Below are 22,080 nucleotides of genomic sequence, written 5' to 3'. Positions count from 1 at the left end.
AACATGGCTGTTTCCTAACGGTTGCGTCGATACACCTCTGTAGTGCTATTGCCAGGCGGCAGGGTGACTGCGCAGCGTATACAGGCACGCTGAGCTCCATTTCCCATGCCTATATTTAACATAATATACATTATGCGCAGTTGTGTTGATGTGGTTTATGTGGCGTTTGCGTTCTAAGTTATTGTTATCACTCGGCCGGTGCTTTGCCCATGTCTACATCGTTACAAAAAGAAATCGACAAAACAGTTTCTGCCATAGTGGCCGCAATTATCGCGGGTATTGTCGCGGTCGCCCTTATGATCGGATACGCTGCGTTATTCCTTCCCGAGCCTTCATCTGACATCGAAAGCGCGTTTGCCCCTCTTCAATATCTTGGCTCCCTGATTCGGCACCAACCGCTAATTATCATTGCGGCTCTCGTTTTCGCATTTGCGCTTGAGGTTGTTATCTACAGAGTCTTTTTTGCACGGAAGCATAAGAATGAACATCGAACCAACGGGTAAATGGGATGGATGGTCGTTTGAGGATGGCCGTCTAATATCACCAGCTGGCGATGCCTTCACGCCGAGCTGCATCATGGCATGTTTTTTCGTGCGGCAGATGAAACGCTTTGGCTTGGCCCGCACTTGCGCCAGCACCCTTCCGGCGAATTCGTCGCGCTATTCGCCAAATAATGATGTTGATTGTTCTCCGCCGTCGCCGCCGCGCGCGGGCGTAGCCCGCTCGCGCTGGCGGCGATCTGACTTGGTGTAATCAAACCAACCATTTATTGCGATGTCAGCGCAGACGTCTAGCGCGACATTTTGCAGTTTCGTGGCTTGCTGCGAGTAGCAATGGCAGTTTGTCAGGCTGACCCCTTCCCTAACTTCTTCCTCGACCAAGATGCAATGCGGCTTGGGAAACGTTCTGACCTGGGCGACGGCTTGGTAAGCCGGAGCCGTCCACGGAAGCCCCTCGATTTCCGGTATGAATTGCTGTGCGTAAGCTAGCCTTGTGACCTGTATGTCAGCCACACGCGACACGTTTTGAGCCTGTTCAGGCTCATCGCCACCGTACTTGTCGCCGAAATATAGAAACGTTCTGACCAGCCACACTCCTGAAGCCACAATGAGTATCGCCAAGACCGGCAACCATAGAAAGCGACGGGGCAGTTTCCGCTTAACCGTGTGAATGTCGGCGCTTTTATAGTGGTCGAAAATAGCCGGGTTGTACTTGTACGAATAGAGGTTGATTTTTCCCCGCTGGGTGTTCCTGTCTGTTGGCTTCGGCTCGTAATTTCCATACTCGTAAACGTTGGCGCGATGTCCACCAAATAAGCGATGCACATGAAGATGGCGACCAGCCAGCTTGCGGATATGAACGTCAAGCGTCGTCGCATCCTGTGTGAGCAGTAGGATGTCGAACCCACGATGCCGGTGGGTTTCAAACTCGGAGCATTTCTTGGGGACTTCACTCCCGGCCTTTCTTAGCGGAAATACCTTCTGCGCTTCGTCGATAACGATGACGGAGCCTTCCGGCATCTCGTACCATTTTTCCGGGTCTTCAAGTTCTTGGGATTTGAAGTGATCGTGATCGAGGCCGGGTATGCCGTACACGAAAATTTTCCGGCCCCGATACTTGGGCAATTCCTTGTCGAGCGTGTAGAGGGTTTTCCCGGCGCCGGGAAGCCCTGTAATGATGTTAAGCATTGTTGACCCCTCACAGCAGTGGGTTGAGCTGCATTGCGTATTTGACGCCGTTTCGCATGCCTTTAAGCGTCAGGTATCCGGCGAATGATGACAGCGTGATCGTGACGTATTCACCGAAACCGCAAAGCATCGCCATGTTGAAAACGTCTGCCGGCAGTCCGGCCAGATTCGCGTATATGACCTGCTCTGTTCTGTCGATCATGTCACCCAGCCCGGTAAACGCCACGTAGGCGATTCCCAAGAAGATGAGCGATTTCGTGATGATGTACTTGAGTAGCCAGCGTGCGGCTATCGCTAGGACTGTGACCAACGGCATTAGAAGGCCCTCGTCAGTAGATACGCGGCTTGAATCCAAGCGGCAATGATGACGAACACTTTAAGAATAGCGGCGAGGTCACACATGCCTTCCATGTTGAGTTCAAAGCTGATGTTCATCACGGCAACGGTTCGGTTTGCCGGGCAGCTCCCGCCGCCCATGCCGGAATCGTCAATCATTTCGTACGTGGTTAGCTCGGTTGCTTCGGACTTGAGGTCTCGGCCCCAATCGGGGTCATCTTCCCACGGTGGGCTATTGTCGCCGGTGTCCAGAGCACCGCAGCTTGTTTTCCAATTCTGAATCAGGATGGCGCAGTTGATTGGGTCGCCTGAACAGGTTGGCGGGCCGTCATCGCAACCGCCCTTTGTTTCCGCTGTGCGTTCTGCGGGACAGTCCACGCCGGGCGTACATGATTCCTCCGGCCCATCTTCTCCGGGTGTGCCAGGGCCATCGCTACTGTCACCCGGCCCGTCTGAACTACCGGGGTCGCCGGTGTCGATCGGGTTCTGCGGGTCGGGCGTCGGGTTATTGGGGTCCTGCCCCGGCGGGCAGTACATCACTCCGCCTGTTGTTACGTAACACCCCGGCGGCGGATCTTCCTCCGGTGGGGGCGCTGGGTGCTGCGGCCAATCCTCACATACCCTTGTGTCACCAACCTCGATGCAATTTGGCGGCAGCGGCGGTTCTTCGGGGTCTGGGCCTTCGTCCTGATAGCAAGCCGGACTGCCTTCGTTGCCTTCTGAACAGTCACAACTAATCGCGCCTGATTCGGTGTTGTATGCACAGTTTTCCGGCAAGTCTTCTTTGTCGCTGTCCCCGGTGCATTCGCCCCCCGGATTGTCCATCGTGTAAACGCACCAATACCCGCCGCTTCCATTGTCGCTGCAATTGCCCGTTGTCGGCTCGTAGATGCACCCGTCCGGGCCGCATTGGGCCGGTGGCTCAAGTTGGTTATAAAACCATGCCTCTCCTGTGTGCGCGCCCTCCCCTGCGTCACAGGTAAATTCTTCGGCATACCAGAAAATACGATTTCTCGGAGGGCTATTTACCCAACTTGACGGGCACGCTCCTTCGGGTGGCCCTACTGTCGTCTCGTATATTCTTGATTGGTAGCCCCCGGCGTATGTTGGGTGGGTCAGCGGTGCACATTCCGCGTTGCATACCGTCCATGCTGAATTACTACCGTAGCTGTGGGACGCCAAATGAGCCTCACACGCGGCCAACGCTTCCGCTTGTGTCTGGTATTCCTGCGCGTGCGCTTCAATCCCGAAGATACACGCAAGAAAAAATGCCGCCTTAATCGTCAGAGAACGCATAGTTAAGCAGCAGCATGAGAAATATGATGATGATGAGTCCCATAGAGTCAGGGGAGGCCCGGAGGCCCCCCCTACCCCGTTAGCCCTTCTTCACCGCAGCCTTGACCATGCGGTAGCCGAGAAACGCGCCGTACGCAACGATCAGGGCGGTCATGACGGTAATCACACCCGTCTGACCATCGGTGATAGCGCCGGTGGCTCCGGTCACGTCGATCTGTGCGAAAGACGTTACGGGGGCAACCATCGCCGTCAGGACGAGAGCCGCAGAGCGACCCTTCTTAAAGTTACGAATCTGCATAACCTTATCTCCCTGTTGCTGTAATCCACGGCGCTTACAGCTTGCGCCTGACCCCCGTACTAACCTTGTTCGTTTACCTCGGTACGAAGCGCCCTGACTACCAGCTTGATTCCGGCCACGGTTCCATAAGCGGTAATCATTGCCAGCACCAGCAGGTTGAAGGGTTCACTTCCGGGTTCAAGTTCGATTGCGAGTTGTGCCCAATACGTCATCGTGTCGTATTCAGATGGCGCGATGAGCATGAATTCAGAGCAGTCCGGTGCTGTGCTTAACGTGTCCTGGACCACTTGGCCGGACGCGTTGATTTCGACACACAGCACCGGAAACCGCCTTTAGCCCGTTTTCCGCTGTTCAGCGTTGGCCGCAATGGGCAGCAGCTTGATGCCGTACGGGTCGATCTCCAGATCGCCGTAGCGGCCCTGCCGGAAAGTACTACCGGCCAGCCGGTATTCGCCCGGCTTGTATGCTGATCGCACCGTCAGGTAGAAGGGCAACGGGAACGAGCCGTCACCGGGGTCCACCGCAGCCTGTTGCTTGGTGATGATGTTGCCCTTCGAGGTTGTTTCCTCACGCAGGTCCATTGATTTAATAATTACCTTGGTCATGCCTACTCCTTCGGCTTACGCCGTTTTCATCAACTCGCCCCACGACTTAACGGGGGCGTTCAAAATGACGCGACGTCGCCGTATCGGTACGACATTCCGCGCCGCAAAATCGGCGTAGCTAAGTCCGGCTTCACGAAGAATCTTTTTGTGTTTGAACATCGTTGAGCGGGGCGTTTTGTCCTGCCAAAACTGGAAGCCCTCGCTGCGAATTACGCACCACGCCATCGCGGCCGCTTTTCCGTATCCCTCGGTCATGCCAAGGCGAATCGCCGCCGCTATGCATGCCTTCTCCATGTCGGTTTTCTCGTCGATAACCACATCGCCAACCAGCCTTCCGAAATAGTCAGAGTGGTATCGGTCCAGTTCGGATTCTGTGACCGTCCACCAATCGCGTTCGAGGCGGTCCCAAAAATGCCGCCGCAGTTGAAGTTCGAGTCTGAGTAGCCGGTCGCATGCTTCAATTTCCTGATCGGACACACCGGCAGTGCCCTTCTTTTTCAGGTGCCGCAGGTGCGGCCCTTTCGCGTAGGCTTTTCCGCTACGCACGGTTGAATTCTTGGACCAGTACACCGACTCGGCACTGGTGTTTACTTGGTATCGGTCACCCTGAACGTGACGGAGCATTTCCAGCGCCGTTTTAACGTTCGTGAGGTTGCCAAGGTCGTAGTTATGCGTGATGTCGAGTTTCTTAAGCTTCCAGCGCTTGTAGTGCGGAAGCTCAACCCGTTCGACGTTGCGGACAAAGTTAATCATCCGTCGGGCGCACTCCTCGATGTCTCCTGAGCCAAAGACGTTATCCGTGCGAATAAGGCCGACTCTCGCTGGTGAGCCGTACACCCGAAGATCAGCGCCCATTTCGACGGTAAGCTGGTGAGAGTCGGACCGGACGGACTTACGTTCCGGCTTCATCCAAGAGATTTCGCCTGTGGCGTCTACCTTCATGACCATTCCGACTTCGCGGGTTAGCTGGTCGCGGACTTCTGGCGATACGATTTCGCCTGGGCAGACCAATGTGAGCCAGTCAATCACTTTGACTTATCCCGGAGCAGACGATTCACCATCCGTAAACCGATGGCCGCCGCTGTGTGCGCTAGAATGAATTCTTGAGGATTCCGGTTGTACCAATCGGCCAAGTTCTCGGATTCGGTTGATTCCACCCACCCGCCGTGGCCGTCCGGCTTGACCGCTTCGACTTCCCCGGAATTGATAGCGTCGATGCCTTCGTCGAGGTCAGAGAACCGTTTTTTACTGTAATTACTCACAGCTGATTACCCTGAAAAGTCTCGCCCACGAGACTAAATCCCGGTGTTACTAGAACCGGGATTTGACCTTCCCGGAGAACGAACGGAATTTCACCCGGCTGTCCGGCGACCAGAACGCCAAGTTTCGGGAACACGATCATGCGGAAGTTTGGCGTCAAAAAAGAAACCCGCCCCCTTTCAGGGGCGGGCTGGGGTCGGCAGAAGGGGGTCAACCTTTTCTGCACGGCCGCGCTCTGACTGACAGGGGCGTTCACTTCGGGCGGCGTGATCGGGTCAAGCTTCATTGCTTCCGATAACCTGCCCATTCTGCTGGTGATCACTTCGGCCCCTCTATCCATTGGGGACGCGCCTCCGGCGCTCGGCTTGCGCCTTCCCATCCCCGGTATGCGATCAGCGCTATAACGCTCATGACTACGGCTGCCGTTGCCCATGGCAGCCAGAAGGAAACGAATAACAGAATGTGTGGCATTTGCGCGGCCTCCCAATCCAACTTGGAATAGAACCTAATCCAAGTTGCACTAGGAGTCAATAGCGGCGCAAAATTCGCCCTGGGGAATGGAGGAAGCCATGAACATCAAAGAATTGATCGACGTTGCGAAAAAACGCCAGAACATACCGTCTGACTTGCAGCTCTCAAAAGCGCTAGGTGTTTCTTCCCAAACGGTTTACAACTGGCGGGACGGGGTTTCTTTCCCTACCCCATCGCATGCGTACAAGCTCGCTGAAATGGCTGGTGTTGACCCTGCCGGGGTAATCACCGACGTTTTAGCCAAAGCCGAGAAGAACCCCGACGTTAAGAAGGTTTTCGAAGCGATTCAGAAGTGCGTCACTGCGGCGGCCGCCGCCATCGTTTTGACAGCCTTACCAGTGTCAGAGTCAACAGCTTCTTCTAAGTCGATGATTTACCAAGAATATACATTATGCGCAGTTGATGTCAGGAGATTTTCCACCGCCATTGGCACCACCAGACCTTCAGGCGCCGCCACTCCTCGTCGTCCTGCAACGCACCGATAACCAGAAAGTGACATCGGCGACCCGATTCCATGCGCACGGTCATCGTGCATACCGGCCCGGCCAACCAGCCACGACACACCTGGAACCCGTCAACGGTCGTTCCGTCCAGTGTCCGGTAACGCACACGCCCATCACCGTACAGGCGCAGGTTTCCTTTCCCGTGTGCCGTATGATCTGTCGGAAACGAAATGCGTGAAAAAATGGCGAGGAATATAGAGCCGGTGAACAACACGGGCCATGAGGTACCTGATGCCAGCAGCGCGATGAATGAAAGCGATACCAGGAACGCCCACCACCCAATCCGGATACGCCGGCCAACGCCGGTCAACACCTTCAGGCAGGCATCATGTTCACTGTGAAAGCGCGCTGAGAATGTCCCTGAATGCCTGTTCGTCCGGTGTGTCACGCCCCTGCAACCAGTCCCAGAGTTGATCGTCTTCAGACTGCAAGAATCGCTCGAATTGGGGCCAGGCGCCATCGGACAAAGCCGTGGATTCGCGTAGGACAAACGCTTCCAGGATGACGTCCAGCTCTTTCATGCCGCGGCGGGTGAGCCACCGCAGGCGGGACAGGCGGCGAGGGCCGTCGACAGACATGCCCTGCCCGGTTCAGCGGCCCTTGCGGGCCAGCATCATCTTCTTGGTTTCCGCGATGGCCTTGGCCGGGTTCAGGCCCTTGGGGCACGTGGCGGTGCAGTTGAGGATGGTATGGCAGCGATAAAGGCTGTAGGCGTCCTCGAACTGCGACAGGCGGTCCTCGGCGTCGGCGTCACGGCTGTCGGCCAGCCAGCGGTACGACTGCAGCAGGATGGCCGGCCCCAGGTACTTGTCACCATTCCACCAGTAACTCGGGCAGGCCGTTGAGCAGCAGGCGCAGAGAATGCATTCGTACAGGCCGTCGAGCTGCTCACGCTCAGCCGGCGACTGGCGTCGTTCGCGCCCATCCGACGGCTCGTCGTCGTTGCGCAGCCACGGCTTGATGCTGGCGTACTGGCGGTAGAACTGGTTCAGGTCCGGCACCAGGTCTTTCACCACTGGCATATGCGGCAGCGGGTTGATGACCACGTCGCCAGAAATATCTTCAATCGGCTTGGTACAGGCCAGCGTATTGGTGCCGTCGATGTTCATGGCGCAGGAGCCGCAGATGCCCTCGCGGCAGGAACGACGGAACGTCAGCGTGGCGTCGACTTCGTTCTTGATCTTGATGATCGCGTCCAGCACCATCGGCCCGCAATCGTCCAGATCGAGCTCGTAGGTGTCGATGCGCGGGTTACTGCCACCGTCCGGATCCCAGCGGTAGACGTTGAACTTGCGCACCCGCGTGGCGCCCTCGGGCGCGGGAAAGTGTTCCCCCTTCAGCGGGCGGGCTTCCTTGGACAGTCTGAGTTGCAACATGGTCAGTTCCGTGCGAATTCGTCAGTACGCGAATCAGTAGACGCGGGCCTTGGGCGGCACCACTTCAACGTCATCGGTCAGCGTGTACATGTGGACCGGGCGGTAGTCGATTCGGACACGACCGCCCTCTTCCAGGTATTCCAGCGAATGCTTCATCCAGCCTTCGTCGTCGCGCTCGGTAAAGTCCTCGCGCGCGTGCGCGCCACGGCTTTCCTTGCGGTTCTCGGCGCCGTACATGGTGGTCACCGCGCAGGCCAGCAGGTTGCGCAGTTCCAGGGTCTCGGCCAGGTCGGAGTTCCACACCAGTGAGCGGTCGCTGACCTTGATATCGCCGAACGCATCGTAGGTTGCGGAGATCAGCTCGCAGCCTTCCTTCAGCGTTTCACCGGTACGGAACACGGCGGCGTGATTCTGCATCACGTCCTGCATTTCCTCGCGGATGCTGGCGGTCGAGCGCGTGCCATCGGCATTGCGCAGTGCGTCAAACTCGGCCAGCGCCTTGTCCAGTGACGCCTTCGGCGTTTCCGGGTGCGGCGTGCCCGGCTTGATGACTTCTTCGCAACGGTGCGCCACGGCGCGGCCGAAGACGATCAGGTCGAGCAGCGAGTTCGAGCCCAGGCGGTTGGCGCCGTGAACGGATACACAGGCGGCCTCACCGATGGCGAACAGGCCAGGGACCACCGCGTCCGGGTCGCCGTCTTTCAACGTGACCACTTCGCCGTGATAGTTGGTCGGGATGCCGCCCATGTTGTAGTGCACCGTCGGCAGCACCGGGATCGGGTCCTTGGTGACGTCGACATTGGCAAAGATCTTGGCCGTCTCGGCAATACCGGGCAGGCGCTTGTGGATCACGTCCGGGCCCAGGTGCTGCAGGTTCAGGTGGATGTGGTCCTTCTTCGGCCCGACTCCCCTGCCCTCGCGGATTTCCATGGTCATGGAACGGCTGACCACGTCACGGCTGGCCAGGTCCTTGGCATTGGGCGCGTAGCGCTCCATGAAGCGTTCGCCGTCTGAATTGGTGAGGAAGCCGCCTTCGCCGCGCACACCCTCGGTAATCAGCACGCCGGCGCCATAAACGCCTGTGGGGTGAAACTGCACGAACTCCATGTCCTGGAGCGGCAGCCCGGCACGAACGACCATGCCATTGCCGTCGCCGGTGCAGGTGTGTGCCGACGTGGCCGAGAAGTACGCGCGGCCGTAGCCGCCCGTCGCCAGGATCACGGCGTGTGACTTGAAAAGGTGCAGCTGGCCCTCGGCCAGGTCCCAGGCGAGAACGCCGCGACAGGCGCCGTCCTCGTCCATGATCAGGTCGACGGCGAAGTACTCGATAAAGAACTTGGCGTCGTGCTTCAGTGACTGCTGGTACAGCGTGTGCAGGATGGCGTGGCCGGTACGGTCCGCCGCGGCGCATGTGCGCTGCGCGGTGCCTTCGCCGAAATGCGTGGTCATGCCGCCGAACGGGCGCTGGTAGATCTTGCCGTCTTCCGTGCGTGAGAACGGCACACCGTAGTGTTCCAGTTCAATCACCGACGGCACGGCCTCGCGGCACATGTATTCGATCGCGTCCTGGTCGCCGAGCCAGTCGGAGCCCTTAACGGTGTCGTACATATGCCAGCGCCAGTCGTCCTCGCCCATGTTGCCCAGCGCGGCGGACATGCCGCCCTGCGCGGCCACGGTGTGGCTGCGGGTCGGGAACAGCTTGGTGACGCAGGCGGTGGACAGGCCCGTGGCGGCCATGCCGAACGTGGCGCGCAGGCCAGCGCCGCCGGCGCCGACGACGACCACGTCGTATTCGTGTTCAATCAGTTTATAGGCGTCGCTCATCAGGCGGCTCCCGTCGAAATTGTGTAGACAGACCAGGCCACCACGACAACGCCAGCCAGGCAGGCGCCGCGGGTCATGCCCACCAGGAAGCGGGACAGGCCCGGGGCGGGCACGTAGTCTTCGATGACTTCGCCGATGCCGGACTGGATGTGCCAGGCCGTGGCGATGGCGAACAGCACGGCCAGCATGGCGTTATACCAGGCGCCCATGAACGCCGTGGCGCCAGCGTAATCCTGGCCGGCCACGGTCACCCCGGCCCATAGCAGCCACAGGCAGAGCGGCACCAGCACGATCGAACTGATGCGCATACGGAACCAGTGTGTCGTCGCGCCGCTCATGATGCACACCACCAGACCAGCGCGGTCAGGACGAAGGTGCCGATAATCACCGCCCAGCCGCTGGCACGAACCGAGGCCATCTCAAAACCCTTGCCCGCGTCCCACGCCAGGTGGCGCAGGCCATTGAGCAGGTGAAAGCTCAGGCACAGCAGGCTCACCGCCAGGACCAGTTTGCCGCAGATGCCGGAGAACCAGGCCTGGGTCGCCGCGAAACTGTCGGGGCCGGCCGCCAGGGCCAGCAACCAGGCCAGCAGGGCCGGCAGCGTCACCGCCGCCAGCAACATCCCGGTGATACGACCGGAAATGGAAAGCAGCGATGTGATCTGGAATCGGTAGTACGGCCCCAGCATGTACGGCGACAGGGGGCGCTGTCTGGATGGGTCATTCATTGGATTTGTCGATTGATCGGTGTCGGGGGTTTCATTCCGGGTCGAATTCTACCGCATTTTAACGGCCCGGGGCCGGGGCTTCGCGATACAATAGGCCGGTGATGACTCCCCTTCCCTACCTGGCCGCCATCCGCGTTGACGGTCGCGACGGCCGCGACTTCCTGCATCGCCAACTGAGTGCCGATATCAACGGCCTGGCCAGTGGCGAAGCGACTTTCGCCTGCCTGTGCCAGCCCAAGGGCCGGGTGATCGCGGTGGTGGCCGTGATCGCCGGCGAGGACCGGCAGTGGCTGCTTTGCGCCCACACCCTGGCCGAAAAGGTCAGCGGCTGGCTAAGCCGGTTCGTGTTCCGCGATGACGTACGTTTCAGCGCCGACGACGGTGACACAGTCATTGGCGACACCGCGCCGTTCAGCGGCGCGAGTACGCCACTGGACGGACTGCAGTACGCCGTCTCGACAGATACCCGGAAAGAGGTTGAAAGCGACAGCACCGATGCCATGGCGTTTCGCGCCCACGAACTGGCATCAGGGCTCAGCTGGCTGGATCAGACCAGCAGCGAAGCCTTCCTGCCGCAGATGATTGGCGCCGACGCCATCGGTGCGCTCAACTATCGCAAGGGTTGCTACCCGGGCCAGGAAATCGTTGCCCGCACGCACTACCTGGGCAAGCTGAAACAGCGCCCGGCCCTGGCCTGGATCAAGGCCGCGCCATCCTTCACGGTCATGGACAAGATCATGCTGCGCGGACCCGGTGGCGATATCGACGCCCAGGTTGTCGATGGCGTCACCGCCGATGATGAGACCCGGCTGCTGCTCGCCGCCCGTTCACCCGCCGCGGTCGAGGTGGACCAGGTCGTGATCGGTGAATCGTCTTTACCGGTGACGGTCAGTTGGCCGGATGTTCCGTCCCGCCAGGGTCCGGGCGAAAACCGTCAGGCTTCGGCCACCACGTAGCAGACCCAGCCCGGGTCGGCATCCCCCGTGGTGGCCGGCCGATAGATGCCATCACCCTCGCCGGTGTCCGGGTCGGTCCCTTCCCAGTACACCGTCACTTTCGAGAACCCCGCCTCTTCCAGCAGTTCGCGGATCTCCGGCAACGTCCATAGCCGCCAGTGATAATCGAACGCCCCCTCGATGCGGCTGCCATCGTCGAATTCGAAATGAATCCGGCAATGCATGCGCGAGTCGATCGGGTTGAAGGCAGCCTGCTCCCAGACGTAGGTAAAGCCGTCGCACTCGCGCTTCTCCTCCAGCACCATGGGCGCCTCGTAGCCCCCATAGGCGTCGAGGAAAAATACGCCATCGGCGGCGATGGATGCGTGCACAGAGCGGAAGTAACGCAGCAGGTCGGCGCGATCCATCAGCAGGTAGTAGCTGAAGTTCATGGCCAGGACGATGTCCGGCGTAACCGGGGGTGGTGCCGCAACATCCGCCGTGACGAGTTCCACGCGACCGCGGGCCTCGGCCGGCAGGCGCGCGATGTTGTGTATCCGCCCCCAGTCCTGCACCGAGGCATCGAAATCCACGGCGACGCCGCGGTTGTCGCGGTGCCGGCGCACCCACTCACAGGTGGTGTTGGCGGTACCGCCGAAATCCTCACGCAACAATCGAGCCGGGCGATTGCGCAGCGCGGCCCAGGTCTCACAGACGAAATCGATTTCCGCCACCACGTCCTGCACCGCGCGCTGGTACAGGTCGTGCAGGTCGGCGCGGTCAGCCTGTGGGCGCGTAGCGACGTCGGACATAATCGTCAATCAGCTGCAGGAACTCGGCCGTCAGATCCTCGCCACGCAGCGTGGCGGCCTTCTCGCCGTCGATAAACACCGGCGCCACCGGGGCCTCGCCGGTGCCCGGCAGGGAAATGCCGATATCGGCATGGCGACTCTCGCCCGGGCCGTTCACCACGCAGCCCATGACGGCCAGAGAGAGGTTTTCCACGCCCGGGTATTTCAGCTTCCAGGTGGGCATGTTCTCACGCACGTGGGCCGTGGTTTCACTGGCCAGTTGCTGGAAAAACGTGCTGGTGGTGCGGCCACAACCGGGGCAGGCAGTCACCAGCGGCGTGAAGGCCCGCAGGCCCATGGTCTGGAGCAATTCCTGCGCGACGATCACTTCATCGGTGCGCGGCTGGCCGGGTGCAGGGGTCAGGGAAATACGGATGGTGTCGCCGATGCCTTCCTGCAGCAGCACCGACAGCGCCGCCGTTGAAGCGACGATGCCCTTGCTGCCCATGCCGGCCTCGGTCAGGCCCAGGTGCAACGGGTTATTGCAGCGCGACGACAGCTCGCGGTACACCGCGATCAGGTCCTGCACCGCGCTGACCTTAGCCGACAGGATGATGGCGTCCGCGGGCATCCCCAGCGCCTCGGCCTGCTCCGCGCCCTGTAGTGCCGAAACAACCAGCGCCTCGCGCATGACTACCTCGGCATCGGCCGGCCTGGCCTGCGCCGCGTTCTCGTCCATCATGCGGGCCAGCAGCTTCTGGTCCAGGCTGCCCCAGTTCACGCCGATGCGCACGGGCTTGCCGTATTCGATTGCCTTCTCGATGATGGTCGCGAACTGGTCATCGCGCTTGCGGCCGAAACCGACATTGCCGGGGTTGATGCGGTACTTGGCCAGGATCTGCGCGCAATCCGGGTACTTGGTCAACAACGTGTGGCCGTTGTAGTGGAAATCACCCACCAGCGGTACGTCGCAGCCCATCATGTCCAGGCGCTCACGAATGGCCGGCACGGCGGCCGCAGCGGCCTCGGTATTGACGGTAATGCGGACCAGTTCGGAACCCGCCCGCGCCAGCTCAGCGACCTGTTTCGCCGTCGACTTGATGTCTTCGGTGTCCGTGTTGGTCATCGATTGAACAACGACGGGATTGCCCCCGCCCACGCGCACGCCGCCGACGTTGACTTCGCGGGTGCTCCGGCGCTCGATGGTCATGACTCGGGTCTGCCCTCTTCCTTGTCCGCTTCCACGGGCCCGCTACCGGTGGCGGCCGCCATTACCGGCCAGGCCGAATGCAGGTAAACCCACATCGACCACAGCGTCAGCGCGGCCGCCAGGTACAGCAGGATCTCACCGATGAACGGCACGGGGATGCGCCAGATGTCTTCGCCATAGAGCAGGAAGCTGATGGCGACCATCTGGAAAATGGTCTTCAGCTTGCCAACATTGGAGACCTTGACGCGGCCGCGCTCGCCCATCTCCGCCATCCATTCGCGCAATGCGGAAATAACGATCTCGCGGCCGATAATCGTCGCCGCGGCCAGCGCGAACAGCACCGTCGGCTGGCTCTGCACCAGCAGCACCAGCGCCGTAGCCACCATCAATTTGTCCGCCACCGGGTCCAGGAAGGCGCCAAAATGGGTATACAGGTCGAACCGGCGGGCGATATAGCCGTCGGCCCAGTCAGTCACCGCGGCCAGCACGAACACGGTCACCGCCGCGAAGTTCGACCAGCCGTAAGGCAGGTAGAAAAACAGCACCAGTACCGGGATCAAGGCGATCCGGAGCAGTGTCAGGATGGTGGGCGCGTTCAGGGTCATTCCGCTGGTTCCAACTCGGGGGTGCGTATTATCACAGATTCAGTGCAGGGCGTCGTAAATCCGCCGCGCGAGTTCGGTACTGATTCCCGGAACGCTGGCGAGTTCCTCGACCCCGGCCTTGCGCACTCCACGAATGCCGCCAAAGTGGCTGAGCAGTGCGCGCCGCCGTCCTGCCCCCACGCCGGCGATGCCCTCCAGCGGCGAGGCCACGGCCGCCTTCTGGCGCCGCCCACGGTGACCGCTGATCGCAAACCGGTGGGCCTCATCGCGAATCGCCTGCACCAGGTGGGATGCGGGCGATTCGGGGCCGGGCTCCAGCGGGCGCGCTCGCCCCGGCAGGACCCAGTCCTCGTAACCTGCACGCCGGTCCGGGCCCTTGGCCACTCCCATCAACGGGATGCCGTCCAGCCCCAGCTCGGCGAAGACCTCCAGCGCCTGCTTCAACTGCCCCTTGCCGCCATCGACGATCACCAGGCCGGGTGCTTCGCCCTCGCCTTCAGCCAGCTTGCGGTACCGCCGCTCCAGCACCTGGCGCATGGCGGCATAGTCATCGCCCGGCGTGATGCCTTTTATATTGAAGCGGCGATACAACGACTTCACCGGACCCTGCCGGCCGAACACCACGCAGGACGCCACGGCCTGGTTGCCGGCCGTGTGGGATATGTCGAAACACTCCATGGTTTCCGGCGGCTCGCTCATGCCCAGCAGGTCCGCCAGCACTTCGAACTGCTGCTCGATCCGCGCATCCGAGGCCTGGTGAATCGACAGCGCGTTCTCGGCGTTGCGCTTCGCACCCTCGAGCCACTGCCTGCGGTCACCACGGGGGTTGGGCTGTAACGTCACCCGCTTGCCGGCCCGCTCGCTGAACACTTCCGCGAACACCACGATACTGTCGACGCTGTCGGAAAGAATGATGTCCGACGGCGGAATGCGCTCCCGGTAGTACTGCCCCAGGAAGGCTTCAAGAATTTCGCTGGCCGTGGCCTCGCCCACCTGCGTCGGGAAATGACTGCGCTGGCCCAGGTTTCGGCCACCCCGGAATGACACCACCTGGACGCAGGCCCCGCCGCCGCCGATCGCCACCGCGATGATGTCCGCATCGCCATTGCCGGCCGACACGAACTGTTGTGACTGCATCTGCTTAAGGCTCTCGATCTGGTCGCGAAAAATCGCCGCCTGCTCGAACTTCTGCTCCGCGGCCGCGGCCTCCATGCGGCCGATCAGCCGCGTGATCACCTTCTGGCTCTGGCCCTTCAGGAACAGCAGGGCATCATCCACCTGGGCCGCGTAATCGTTCGCGCTCACTTCGTCCACGCACGGCGCGGTACAGCGCCTGATCTGGTACTGCAGGCAGGGCCGGGACCGGTTGGCGAAGTAGCTGTCCTCGCAGTTGCGCACGCGGAAAATCTTTTGGATCAGGTTAATGCTTTCGCGCACAGAGCCAGCCGAAGGATACGGCCCCAGGTAGGTCCTTTTCGGGTCACGGCGGCCGCGATGGAAAGCCACGCGGGGGAAATCGTGGTCGGTCGTCAGCACGATCCACGGGTAGCTCTTGTCATCGCGTAGCAGGACGTTGTAGCGCGGCCGGTGGGCCTTGATCCACTCGTTCTCGAGCAGCAGCGCCTCGCCCTCGGTGCGGGTCAGTGACACCTCGATATCGGTGATGCGCGCAATCATGCGCATGATCCTCGAGCCCTTGGGCCGGGCATCGAAATAACTGGCAACCCGTTTGCGCAGGTTGGCGGCCTTGCCCACGTAGAGCACGCTGCCCTCGGCATCCTTCATCAGGTAAACCCCGGGCCCCGTCGAGAGCCTGCGCGTAAAGGCCTTGCCGTCGAACGCCCGCGCCTCCGCGCCGATCTTGTCCGTGCTGGCGCGCTTTTCAGCCATCGCCCTCCGCCCGCAATGCCGCCAGCAGACCGCGCGTGGCCGAGTCCAGCAAGCCGCACATGAGTTCGAAGCCCTCGTCGCCGCCATAGTACGGGTCCGGCACTTCACGCCGGTCCTGGCCGGGGGCGTAGTCCAGCATCAGCCGCACCCGCCCCGCATGCTCGCCGGCGAGTTGCCGCAGCGCCGCCAGGTTCTGCGTATCCATGGCCAGCACATGGTCATACTGCTGCAGGTCCGCCGCGCTCACCTGGCGGGCAGACAGGCTGGAAATATCGATCCCGTGGCGTGCGCAGGCCGTAATGGCCCGCGAGTCCGGCGGCCGGCCGACGTGGTAGCCGTGAGTGCCGGCCGAGTCGATGTCGAATTCGTCCTCCAGCCCGGCCGCTTCAACGTGGTGGCGGAAATAGCCTTCCGCGGATGGGGAGCGGCAGACATTGCCCATGCAGACGAACAGGACCGAGGTCATCCCCCTGCCCCGCCGTGATCATCGCGGATGGCGCGGAAACTGCTGGCGATGTCTTCCGCGATGAGCGGGGTCGTGAATATTGCGTGGACCTGGCCTTCCGGGTTCAGCAATGTCAGTGTCGAAGAGTGGCCGACCAGGTAATCATCGCTGACCGGCGCTTCCGGCACCTGGTACACCACGCCGGCGGCGCGGGTGATGACGTCCAGCGCCGGCGTGTCGCCGGTCAGGCCGCGGAACTCGGGGCCGAAATAAGTGACGTACTCCTCCAGCCGTTCTGGGGTGTCGCGCCTGGGGTCAACAGAGACCAGGTAGAACGTCACGCCGGGCGACTCACCACCTTCCCTCAGCATGCCATCGACCTGCGCCATCACGGCCATGGCCGCTGGGCAAATGTCGGGGCAGTACGTGTAGCCGAAATAGATCAGCGACCAGTCGCCCCTGAAGCCCGCGCGGCTGAAGGTTTGCCCATGCTGGTCAACGAGGCTGAACTCCGGCAGCGCCCTCGGCTGGTCCAGGACGTAGCCGTTCATGTCCACCGGCGACGAGCTGCCCGGCGCGGCGGTGCGAAAGCCGGTACTCCACCAGCCGCCAAACGCGAAAGCGACCAGGGCAACCGCCACCAGCGCGATGCCACGACCCAGTCGACTCATTGTCGCGCGTCCCGGATTTCGACCGTGATGGTCCTGTCTCCCGCCTGGGCGAAATGCAGCACGAGCTGGAACGATTCACCGGCTACCAGCGGCGCATCCAGCCCCAGCAGCATCAGGTGCAGGCCACCGGGCTCGAATGTCGTCGTGCCGTTGGCAACGTCAACGCCGTCCTGGCGTTCCATCTTCATCATGCCGTCGGCGTGGATATGGGCGTGAATCTCGATCCGCTCCGACACCTTGCCGGAGACGGACTCCAGGCGGTCGGACTCGCCGCTGTTGTTGATGTACAGGTAGGCGGCGCCGTTACGGGCGCCGGGTGGCGTCGCGCGCGCCCAGGCCTCGGTGGCTGTGATCTCGGCCTGCGCGGTGCCGGCCAGTCCGGCGAGCAGGCACGCCAGCAATCTCAAACGTGTCATCAGGTGTTTCCGTTGGGGTTTGGGGTGCTATTGGCCCCTGGTTCAAACAGTGCCCGGACTTCCGCCAGGTCTTCGGGCGTGTCCACGCCGGGCGGAATGGCCTCGTCGGCCACGGCAATACGGATGCCATGGCCGTTCTCCAGAAACCGCAACTGTTCCAGCCGCTCCAGTTGTTCCTGCGGGCTGGGCTCGAGTTGGGCAAAGGCTTCGAGGTGGCCATACCGGTACGCGTACAGCCCCAGGTGGCGATACCAGCGCACACCGGCGGCCATGGCCGCTTCCGTTCCGGGCCAGTCGCGGGCATGGGGAATGGCTGAGCGACTGAACCAGAGCGCGTTGCCATGGGGGTCAAAGACCACCTTGACGACATTCGGGTTACCCACCTGCGCGGCGGACTCGATGGGCCAGCACAGGGTGGCGGCAGCGGCATCCGGTGCGTCGGCCAGCAGGCGCGCGACCTGGTCCAGGCAAGGGGCCGGCATCAGTGGTTCGTCACCCTGCAGGTTGACGATCAGGCGGTCGGCGCCCCAGCCACGCTTGCGCGCGCACTCGGCGATACGGTCACTGCCGCTGGTGTGGTCCTTTGATGTCAACACCGCCTCGCCGCCTTCGCGCTCGACCGCGGTGACGATGCGCTCATCGTCCGTGGCGACGACAATCTCGGTCGCCGACGACTGCCGGGCCCGCTCCAGCACACGGCAGACCATTGGTTTGCCGCCCAGGTCGAGCAAGGCCTTGCCGGGCAGTCGCTCGGATGCGTAGCGGGCCGGAATGACGATGGCGTAATCAGGCATTGCCCTGGCGCTCCGATGGGTGGTCCAGGTGCCCCAGGATCGTCGTCAACAGTTGCGCTTCCCACTGTTCCGGCAAGCGGGCGCCAACCTTCAGGTACCAGGCGTTGTCCAGGCCCAGGCCCGCGCATTTCACCGCGTCCTTTTCCGTCATCAGTATTGCGCCCTCGAGCCCTTCGAAATCTGAGCGAGTGAAGGCGTGGTGGTCATTGAAGCGCCGCTTCACATCGGTCTCGATACCCAGCGAAGCCAGCGTGTCAAAGAAACGCCCCGGGTTGCCGATCGCCGTGACCGCGCTTGCCGCACGTTCCTGCAGTCGGTCGGCCGCTTCGCAAACGGCCAGCTGTTGATCACTGTCGAGTGCGAAAAAGCCCTGCGGTTCAAGACTCATGTCGACGCGTTTTTGTCGAATATTTCCGCCGAACTCGCCCCGTCCGTTAACGACCACCCAGTCGACCGTATCCAGCCGCTCGACCGGTTCGCGCAGCGGCCCCGCCGGCAACAGCCGGCCGTTACCGAAGCCACGGTCGCCATCGACAACGCACAATTCCATGATCCGTGGCAGGCGCAGGCGCTGCAGACCATCGTCGGCGATGACCACGTCGGCGCCTTCTCCAAAGGCCTGTCGCGCCGCGGCTTCCCGGTCGCGGTCGACGTAGACGGTCACGCCGGCCCGCCGGGCAATCATCGCCGGTTCGTCGCCGCCTTCGCGCGGTGACGTTGCGGCGTCGACACGGACCGGCGCCCTGCCCTCGCGTCCATAACCACGGCTGACAACCGCGACGGCCAGCCCGGCACCCCGGAGCAGTTCGCACAGCCGGACCACCAGCGGGCTCTTGCCGGTTCCCCCCGCCGTAATATTGCCGACCACGATGATGGGCTTGCCGACCAGGTCTTCGGCCTGCTGCTGACGTTCTTTCGCGCGCCGCCGGGCCGATACGCCACGGTAAACCCGCTCCAGCGCGCCCAGCAGCGGACCGGGTGCGCGGTCGCCGTACCAGACCCGGTCCAGCGCGGCCTGGTTCACGCCTGCAGTTCCCCGAACTGGGTGCGGTACAGTTGCGCGTAGGCCCCGCCATCGGCGAGCAGCGTGTCGTGATCGCCTCGCTCGACCACCCGGCCGCCATCGAGCACGACCACCTGGTCGGCATTTTCAATGGTCGACAGACGATGGGCGATGACGATCACCGTGCGGTCCTTCATGACTTCTTCCAGCGCCTGCTGGAACGCCCGCTCGGATTCAGAATCCAGCGCCGACGTCGCCTCGTCCAGGATCAACACCGGGGCGTCCTTCAGCAGTGCGCGCGCAATGGCAATCCGTTGCCGCTGTCCGCCGGACAGCCGTGCGCCGTTCTCACCCACCGGGGTGTCGAGCCCCTCCGGGAGTTGTTCGATGAATTCCATCGCGTGCGCATCGCGGGCGGCTTTTTCGATGTCCTCGCGGGCGGCACCGGCCAGCGCGCCATAGGCAATGTTGCCCGCCACCGTGTCGTTGAACAGCACGACGTCCTGGCTCACCAGCGCGATCTGCCGGCGCAGGTCATCCAGGCGATAATCCTGCAACGGCTGGCCGTCCAGCAGGATCTGGCCCTCGAATCCGGTGTAAAAACGCGGCAGCAGGCTGGCCAGCGTGGTCTTGCCACTGCCCGAGCGGCCGACCAGTGCGGTCACACTGCCGGCGGGAACCTCAAAACTGATGCCTTCCAGGGCCGGCCGTTCGTCATGGCCGTCCGGGTAGCGAAAGCCGACATCGCGGAAAACAAGTTCCCCACCCACCCGATCGACTCCGACACCTTCATCGGCACTTTCACGTTCGTCATCAACCACGCGGAAAATGCTCTCCGCGGCGGCGATGCCCTTCTGCACCTTGCTCTGCACGCTGGTCAGCCGCTTCAGTGGCGGAATGGTGGCCACCATGGCGAAAAACATCGCCGTGAACGTGCCGGCAGAAATTTCCTCGAGCATGGCCGGGCGGCTCGACACCACCATCAGCACGACCATCGCCAGGCCTGCCGAAATCTGCACCATCGACGACGACGCCATGTGCGTGGCTACCATGCGCATATGCAGGCGGCGGTTGCGCTCGTTCGCGGCCTTGAACCGCGCACGCTCCTCGTCCTGGCCCTGGAACACCTTGACCACGCGCTGCCCGACCACGGCCTCCTCGGTGATATGCGCGACATCGCCCATGGAATCCTGGATGCGGCCACTGATCTTGCGGAAGCGTCGGCTGATCACGGTCACGACGATCGCCACCGCTGGTGCCAGCAACAGCATGACGCCGGTCAGCTTCACGTTCAGCGTCAGCATCAGGATCAACAGGTACAGCAGCAACATCACGTCACGGATGACCGCGATGATGGCGTCGGTCGCGGCATTGGCGACCTGCTCGCTGTTGTAGGTCAGCTTGGAAATCAGCTGGCCAGCAGTGAAACAGTCGAAAAACCGTGCCGGTAACTCGAGGTAGCTGTCGAATAGTTCACGGCGCAGGTCGGCCACCACCCGGCGACCCGTCCATTCCATTCCGTAGGCGCCGGCAAAGTGGCCCACCACGCGCAAGGCGACCACCACCATGATGGCCCCGGCCAGCCACAGGCCGAACTCGGAATCCTTGTCGACGAAGACGCGGTCGATCAGTGGCTCGATGAACTTGATGAACAGCGCCTGCATGGCGGCGTCCAGGCTGACACCCAGCACGCCGACCAGCAGCATCGGCCAATAGGCGCGCGAGTAGCGCCACAGGCGGCGATACACCTGCCCGGGTGCGTATTCCCGAGTGGAATCGTTCACGCCCTGCTCACGGCTGGGCGTCGTCGACGCGTTCGGTGGCGATGGACAGGCGGGTGAAACCCAGCTGGCCGGTCACATCCATGGCCGTGACGACAAAGTGGTGCGGCGTCTGCGCATCGGCACGAATGATGATCGGCAATTCACGACCCTCACCGGCCAGCTCCGCCAGCGCCGAACGGATGGTCGCCGGCCGGTTGTCCACGAGTTGGGCATCGTTCAGGAACATCCGCCCCTCGGCATCAATCGCCAGCTCCAGCTGCCGCGGCTGCTCAGTGGGCTCTTCCTGCGCCGATGCCTCGGGCAGGTCGATCTTCAATGCCGCCTGGCGCTCAAACGTCGTGCTGACCATGAAGAAGATCAGCAGCAGGAACACCACGTCGATCAACGACGTCATGTTGATTTCCGGCTCTTCCTCCTTGCGCGGGTTCAGTTGCATGATTCAGCTGCCACGCGCCTTGATCTTGGCGACGTTGCCTCGCTCAATGGCGCCAATCAGCGAAATGGCCTGCTCTTCCATCGACACCACGTACTCCTCGACCACACCACGGAAATAGCGGTAGAAGAAATAGCTGGGAATGGCCACGGTCAGGCCGGCCGCCGTGGTGATCAGCGCCTCGGAGATACCGCCGGCGAGTTCGTTGGCGTTGCCAACACCATGAATCATGATGGCCGAGAACACGCGGATCATGCCGACCACGGTACCGAGCAACCCCAGCAACGGGGTGATGCCGGCAATCGTGCCCAGCGTATTGAGGAACCGGCTGAGTTCATGCACCACGTGCCGGCCTGTGTCCTCCACCGCTTCCTTGATGACATCACGGGAGCGATGCCGGTTGGCCAGCGCCACGGCCAGAACCTGGCCCAGCGCGGAGCCCTTGCGCAGGCGATTGAGGTGTTCCAGGTCCAGCTCGTCGTGAGCAGCCCATTCTTCCACCTGTTCGCCGACACCGTCCGGCACAACGCGAGAGCGTCGCAGGGACCAGAAGCGTTCGATGATGATGGCCACCGCCAGTGTCGAGCACAGGAGGATGGGCACCATCAGCCAACCGCCCGCGATGATGATTTCCAGCATGCGTGTCTCACTCCTTCGAG

General features: G+C 62.0%; 30 protein-coding genes. 4 read left to right on the top strand and 26 right to left on the bottom strand.

Annotation, left to right across the window (positions count from 1 at the left end):
- The first annotated feature begins 209 nt into the window (after positions 1-209).
- Together F3N42_RS15600 and F3N42_RS15900 are read left to right on the top strand one after the other, a co-directional pair.
- Complete coding sequence (locus F3N42_RS15600; RefSeq protein WP_191621303.1) at positions 210-503, top strand: hypothetical protein; 294 nt, start codon at positions 210-212, stop codon at positions 501-503.
- A complete protein-coding gene (locus F3N42_RS15900; protein WP_150863760.1) occupies positions 481-753 on the top strand; it encodes a DUF3653 domain-containing protein in 273 nt (90 codons plus the stop codon). Before F3N42_RS15600 ends, F3N42_RS15900 begins: the two co-directional genes overlap by 23 nt.
- Here the strand turns inward: F3N42_RS15900 and F3N42_RS07285 are convergent.
- From F3N42_RS07285 to F3N42_RS07245, 9 genes are all read right to left on the bottom strand, one after another.
- Positions 660-1,688, bottom strand: coding sequence for a zonular occludens toxin domain-containing protein (locus F3N42_RS07285; protein ID WP_150863759.1), 1,029 nt, complete (start codon positions 1,686-1,688; stop codon positions 660-662). The genes F3N42_RS15900 and F3N42_RS07285 overlap by 94 nt on opposite strands.
- Before the next feature lie 10 nt (positions 1,689-1,698).
- The gene (locus tag F3N42_RS07280; protein WP_150863758.1) at positions 1,699-2,004 is read right to left on the bottom strand and encodes a DUF2523 family protein; all 306 of its coding nucleotides are present in this window, start codon (positions 2,002-2,004) and stop codon (positions 1,699-1,701) included.
- Positions 2,004-2,849 (bottom strand): virulence factor TspB C-terminal domain-related protein, encoded by an 846-nt coding sequence (locus F3N42_RS07275; RefSeq protein WP_150863757.1) that lies wholly within the window; start codon positions 2,847-2,849, stop codon positions 2,004-2,006. Before F3N42_RS07275 ends, F3N42_RS07280 begins: the two co-directional genes overlap by 1 nt.
- A 550-nt stretch (positions 2,850-3,399) precedes the next feature.
- Positions 3,400-3,618, bottom strand: coding sequence for a major capsid protein (locus tag F3N42_RS07270; protein ID WP_150863756.1), 219 nt, complete (start codon positions 3,616-3,618; stop codon positions 3,400-3,402).
- 59 nt (positions 3,619-3,677) lie between these two features.
- Positions 3,678-3,938, bottom strand: a complete 261-nt coding sequence (locus F3N42_RS07265) for a hypothetical protein (protein ID WP_191621290.1) — start codon at positions 3,936-3,938, stop codon at positions 3,678-3,680.
- Positions 3,939-3,950: 12 nt separating this feature from the next.
- Positions 3,951-4,223, bottom strand: coding sequence for a single-stranded DNA-binding protein (locus F3N42_RS07260; protein WP_150863754.1), 273 nt, complete (start codon positions 4,221-4,223; stop codon positions 3,951-3,953).
- 15 nt (positions 4,224-4,238) lie between these two features.
- Entirely contained in the window at positions 4,239-5,252 is a 1,014-nt protein-coding gene (locus F3N42_RS07255; protein WP_150863753.1) for a phage/plasmid replication protein, II/X family, read from the bottom strand.
- A complete protein-coding gene (locus F3N42_RS07250; protein ID WP_150863752.1) occupies positions 5,249-5,485 on the bottom strand; it encodes a hypothetical protein in 237 nt (78 codons plus the stop codon). The genes F3N42_RS07255 and F3N42_RS07250 overlap by 4 nt, the downstream gene beginning before the upstream one ends.
- Positions 5,482-5,769, bottom strand: a complete 288-nt coding sequence (locus F3N42_RS07245; protein WP_150863751.1) for a hypothetical protein — start codon at positions 5,767-5,769, stop codon at positions 5,482-5,484. The genes F3N42_RS07250 and F3N42_RS07245 overlap by 4 nt, the downstream gene beginning before the upstream one ends.
- 283 nt (positions 5,770-6,052) lie before the next feature.
- On the opposite strand from F3N42_RS07245, the gene F3N42_RS07240 reads away from it, so the two are divergent.
- Complete coding sequence (locus F3N42_RS07240; protein WP_150863750.1) at positions 6,053-6,499, top strand: hypothetical protein; 447 nt, start codon at positions 6,053-6,055, stop codon at positions 6,497-6,499.
- A 350-nt stretch (positions 6,500-6,849) separates the two neighbouring features.
- Here the strand turns inward: F3N42_RS07240 and F3N42_RS07235 are convergent, their stop codons facing one another.
- The 5 genes from F3N42_RS07235 to sdhC are packed head-to-tail and all read right to left on the bottom strand — an operon-like array spanning position 6,850 to position 10,444.
- Entirely contained in the window at positions 6,850-7,095 is a 246-nt protein-coding gene (locus tag F3N42_RS07235) for an FAD assembly factor SdhE (protein ID WP_150863749.1), read from the bottom strand.
- A gap of 12 nt (positions 7,096-7,107) precedes the next feature.
- Positions 7,108-7,893, bottom strand: coding sequence for a succinate dehydrogenase iron-sulfur subunit (locus F3N42_RS07230; RefSeq protein ID WP_150863748.1), 786 nt, complete (start codon positions 7,891-7,893; stop codon positions 7,108-7,110).
- A gap of 33 nt (positions 7,894-7,926) precedes the next feature.
- Positions 7,927-9,717, bottom strand: a complete 1,791-nt coding sequence (gene sdhA / locus F3N42_RS07225) for a succinate dehydrogenase flavoprotein subunit (RefSeq protein ID WP_150863747.1) — start codon at positions 9,715-9,717, stop codon at positions 7,927-7,929.
- The gene (gene sdhD / locus F3N42_RS07220) at positions 9,717-10,055 is read right to left on the bottom strand and encodes a succinate dehydrogenase, hydrophobic membrane anchor protein (RefSeq protein ID WP_150863746.1); all 339 of its coding nucleotides are present in this window, start codon (positions 10,053-10,055) and stop codon (positions 9,717-9,719) included. The genes sdhA and sdhD overlap by 1 nt, the downstream gene beginning before the upstream one ends.
- Positions 10,052-10,444: a succinate dehydrogenase, cytochrome b556 subunit gene (gene sdhC / locus F3N42_RS07215; protein WP_150863745.1), complete on the bottom strand. Its 393-nt coding sequence runs from the start codon at positions 10,442-10,444 to the stop codon at positions 10,052-10,054. The genes sdhD and sdhC overlap by 4 nt, the downstream gene beginning before the upstream one ends.
- Positions 10,445-10,545: 101 nt before the next feature.
- On the opposite strand from sdhC, the gene ygfZ reads away from it, so the two are divergent.
- The gene (gene ygfZ / locus F3N42_RS07210; protein WP_224784807.1) at positions 10,546-11,400 is read left to right on the top strand and encodes a CAF17-like 4Fe-4S cluster assembly/insertion protein YgfZ; all 855 of its coding nucleotides are present in this window, start codon (positions 10,546-10,548) and stop codon (positions 11,398-11,400) included.
- Here the strand turns inward: ygfZ and F3N42_RS07205 are convergent.
- Genes F3N42_RS07205 through F3N42_RS07150 form a run of 12 tightly spaced genes read right to left on the bottom strand, consistent with a single transcriptional unit; the run spans position 11,379 to position 22,060 of the window.
- The gene (locus F3N42_RS07205; RefSeq protein WP_150863743.1) at positions 11,379-12,191 is read right to left on the bottom strand and encodes a class I SAM-dependent methyltransferase; all 813 of its coding nucleotides are present in this window, start codon (positions 12,189-12,191) and stop codon (positions 11,379-11,381) included. The two genes, ygfZ and F3N42_RS07205, sit on opposite strands and share 22 nt — an antisense overlap.
- A complete protein-coding gene (gene ispG / locus F3N42_RS07200; protein WP_150863742.1) occupies positions 12,160-13,380 on the bottom strand; it encodes a flavodoxin-dependent (E)-4-hydroxy-3-methylbut-2-enyl-diphosphate synthase in 1,221 nt (406 codons plus the stop codon). The genes F3N42_RS07205 and ispG overlap by 32 nt, the downstream gene beginning before the upstream one ends.
- Complete coding sequence (gene pgsA / locus F3N42_RS07195; protein ID WP_150863741.1) at positions 13,377-13,985, bottom strand: CDP-diacylglycerol--glycerol-3-phosphate 3-phosphatidyltransferase; 609 nt, start codon at positions 13,983-13,985, stop codon at positions 13,377-13,379. The genes ispG and pgsA overlap by 4 nt, the downstream gene beginning before the upstream one ends.
- A gap of 39 nt (positions 13,986-14,024) precedes the next feature.
- Positions 14,025-15,845, bottom strand: a complete 1,821-nt coding sequence (uvrC, locus tag F3N42_RS07190; protein WP_406600459.1) for an excinuclease ABC subunit UvrC — start codon at positions 15,843-15,845, stop codon at positions 14,025-14,027.
- Positions 15,846-15,867: 22 nt separating this feature from the next.
- A complete protein-coding gene (locus F3N42_RS07185; RefSeq protein WP_150863739.1) occupies positions 15,868-16,341 on the bottom strand; it encodes a low molecular weight protein-tyrosine-phosphatase in 474 nt (157 codons plus the stop codon).
- The gene (locus F3N42_RS07180) at positions 16,338-16,991 is read right to left on the bottom strand and encodes an SCO family protein (RefSeq protein WP_150863738.1); all 654 of its coding nucleotides are present in this window, start codon (positions 16,989-16,991) and stop codon (positions 16,338-16,340) included. The genes F3N42_RS07185 and F3N42_RS07180 overlap by 4 nt, the downstream gene beginning before the upstream one ends.
- A complete protein-coding gene (locus F3N42_RS07175) occupies positions 16,988-17,407 on the bottom strand; it encodes a copper chaperone PCu(A)C (protein ID WP_150863737.1) in 420 nt (139 codons plus the stop codon). Before F3N42_RS07175 ends, F3N42_RS07180 begins: the two co-directional genes overlap by 4 nt.
- Positions 17,407-18,201: a 3-deoxy-manno-octulosonate cytidylyltransferase gene (gene kdsB, locus F3N42_RS07170; RefSeq protein WP_150863736.1), complete on the bottom strand. Its 795-nt coding sequence runs from the start codon at positions 18,199-18,201 to the stop codon at positions 17,407-17,409. The genes F3N42_RS07175 and kdsB overlap by 1 nt, the downstream gene beginning before the upstream one ends.
- The gene (gene lpxK / locus F3N42_RS07165) at positions 18,194-19,225 is read right to left on the bottom strand and encodes a tetraacyldisaccharide 4'-kinase (protein WP_150863735.1); all 1,032 of its coding nucleotides are present in this window, start codon (positions 19,223-19,225) and stop codon (positions 18,194-18,196) included. The genes kdsB and lpxK overlap by 8 nt, the downstream gene beginning before the upstream one ends.
- Positions 19,222-20,988 carry a lipid A export permease/ATP-binding protein MsbA gene (gene msbA / locus F3N42_RS07160; RefSeq protein WP_224784790.1) on the bottom strand — a complete coding sequence of 589 codons (1,767 nt, stop codon included), beginning with the start codon at positions 20,986-20,988 and terminating at the stop codon, positions 19,222-19,224. Before msbA ends, lpxK begins: the two co-directional genes overlap by 4 nt.
- 7 nt (positions 20,989-20,995) lie before the next feature.
- A complete protein-coding gene (locus F3N42_RS07155) occupies positions 20,996-21,424 on the bottom strand; it encodes an ExbD/TolR family protein (protein ID WP_150863734.1) in 429 nt (142 codons plus the stop codon).
- A 3-nt stretch (positions 21,425-21,427) separates the two neighbouring features.
- On the bottom strand, positions 21,428-22,060 hold the full coding sequence (locus tag F3N42_RS07150) for a MotA/TolQ/ExbB proton channel family protein (RefSeq protein ID WP_150863733.1): 633 nt from the start codon (positions 22,058-22,060) through the stop codon (positions 21,428-21,430).
- Between the last annotated feature and the right edge of the window lie 20 nt (positions 22,061-22,080).

It is taken from the genome of Marinihelvus fidelis (assembly GCF_008725655.1).
GTDB lineage: Bacteria > Pseudomonadota > Gammaproteobacteria > Xanthomonadales > SZUA-36 > Marinihelvus > Marinihelvus fidelis.
Note: the sequence above shows the minus strand (reverse complement) of the source record. Positions and strands in the feature narration are given on the sequence as shown.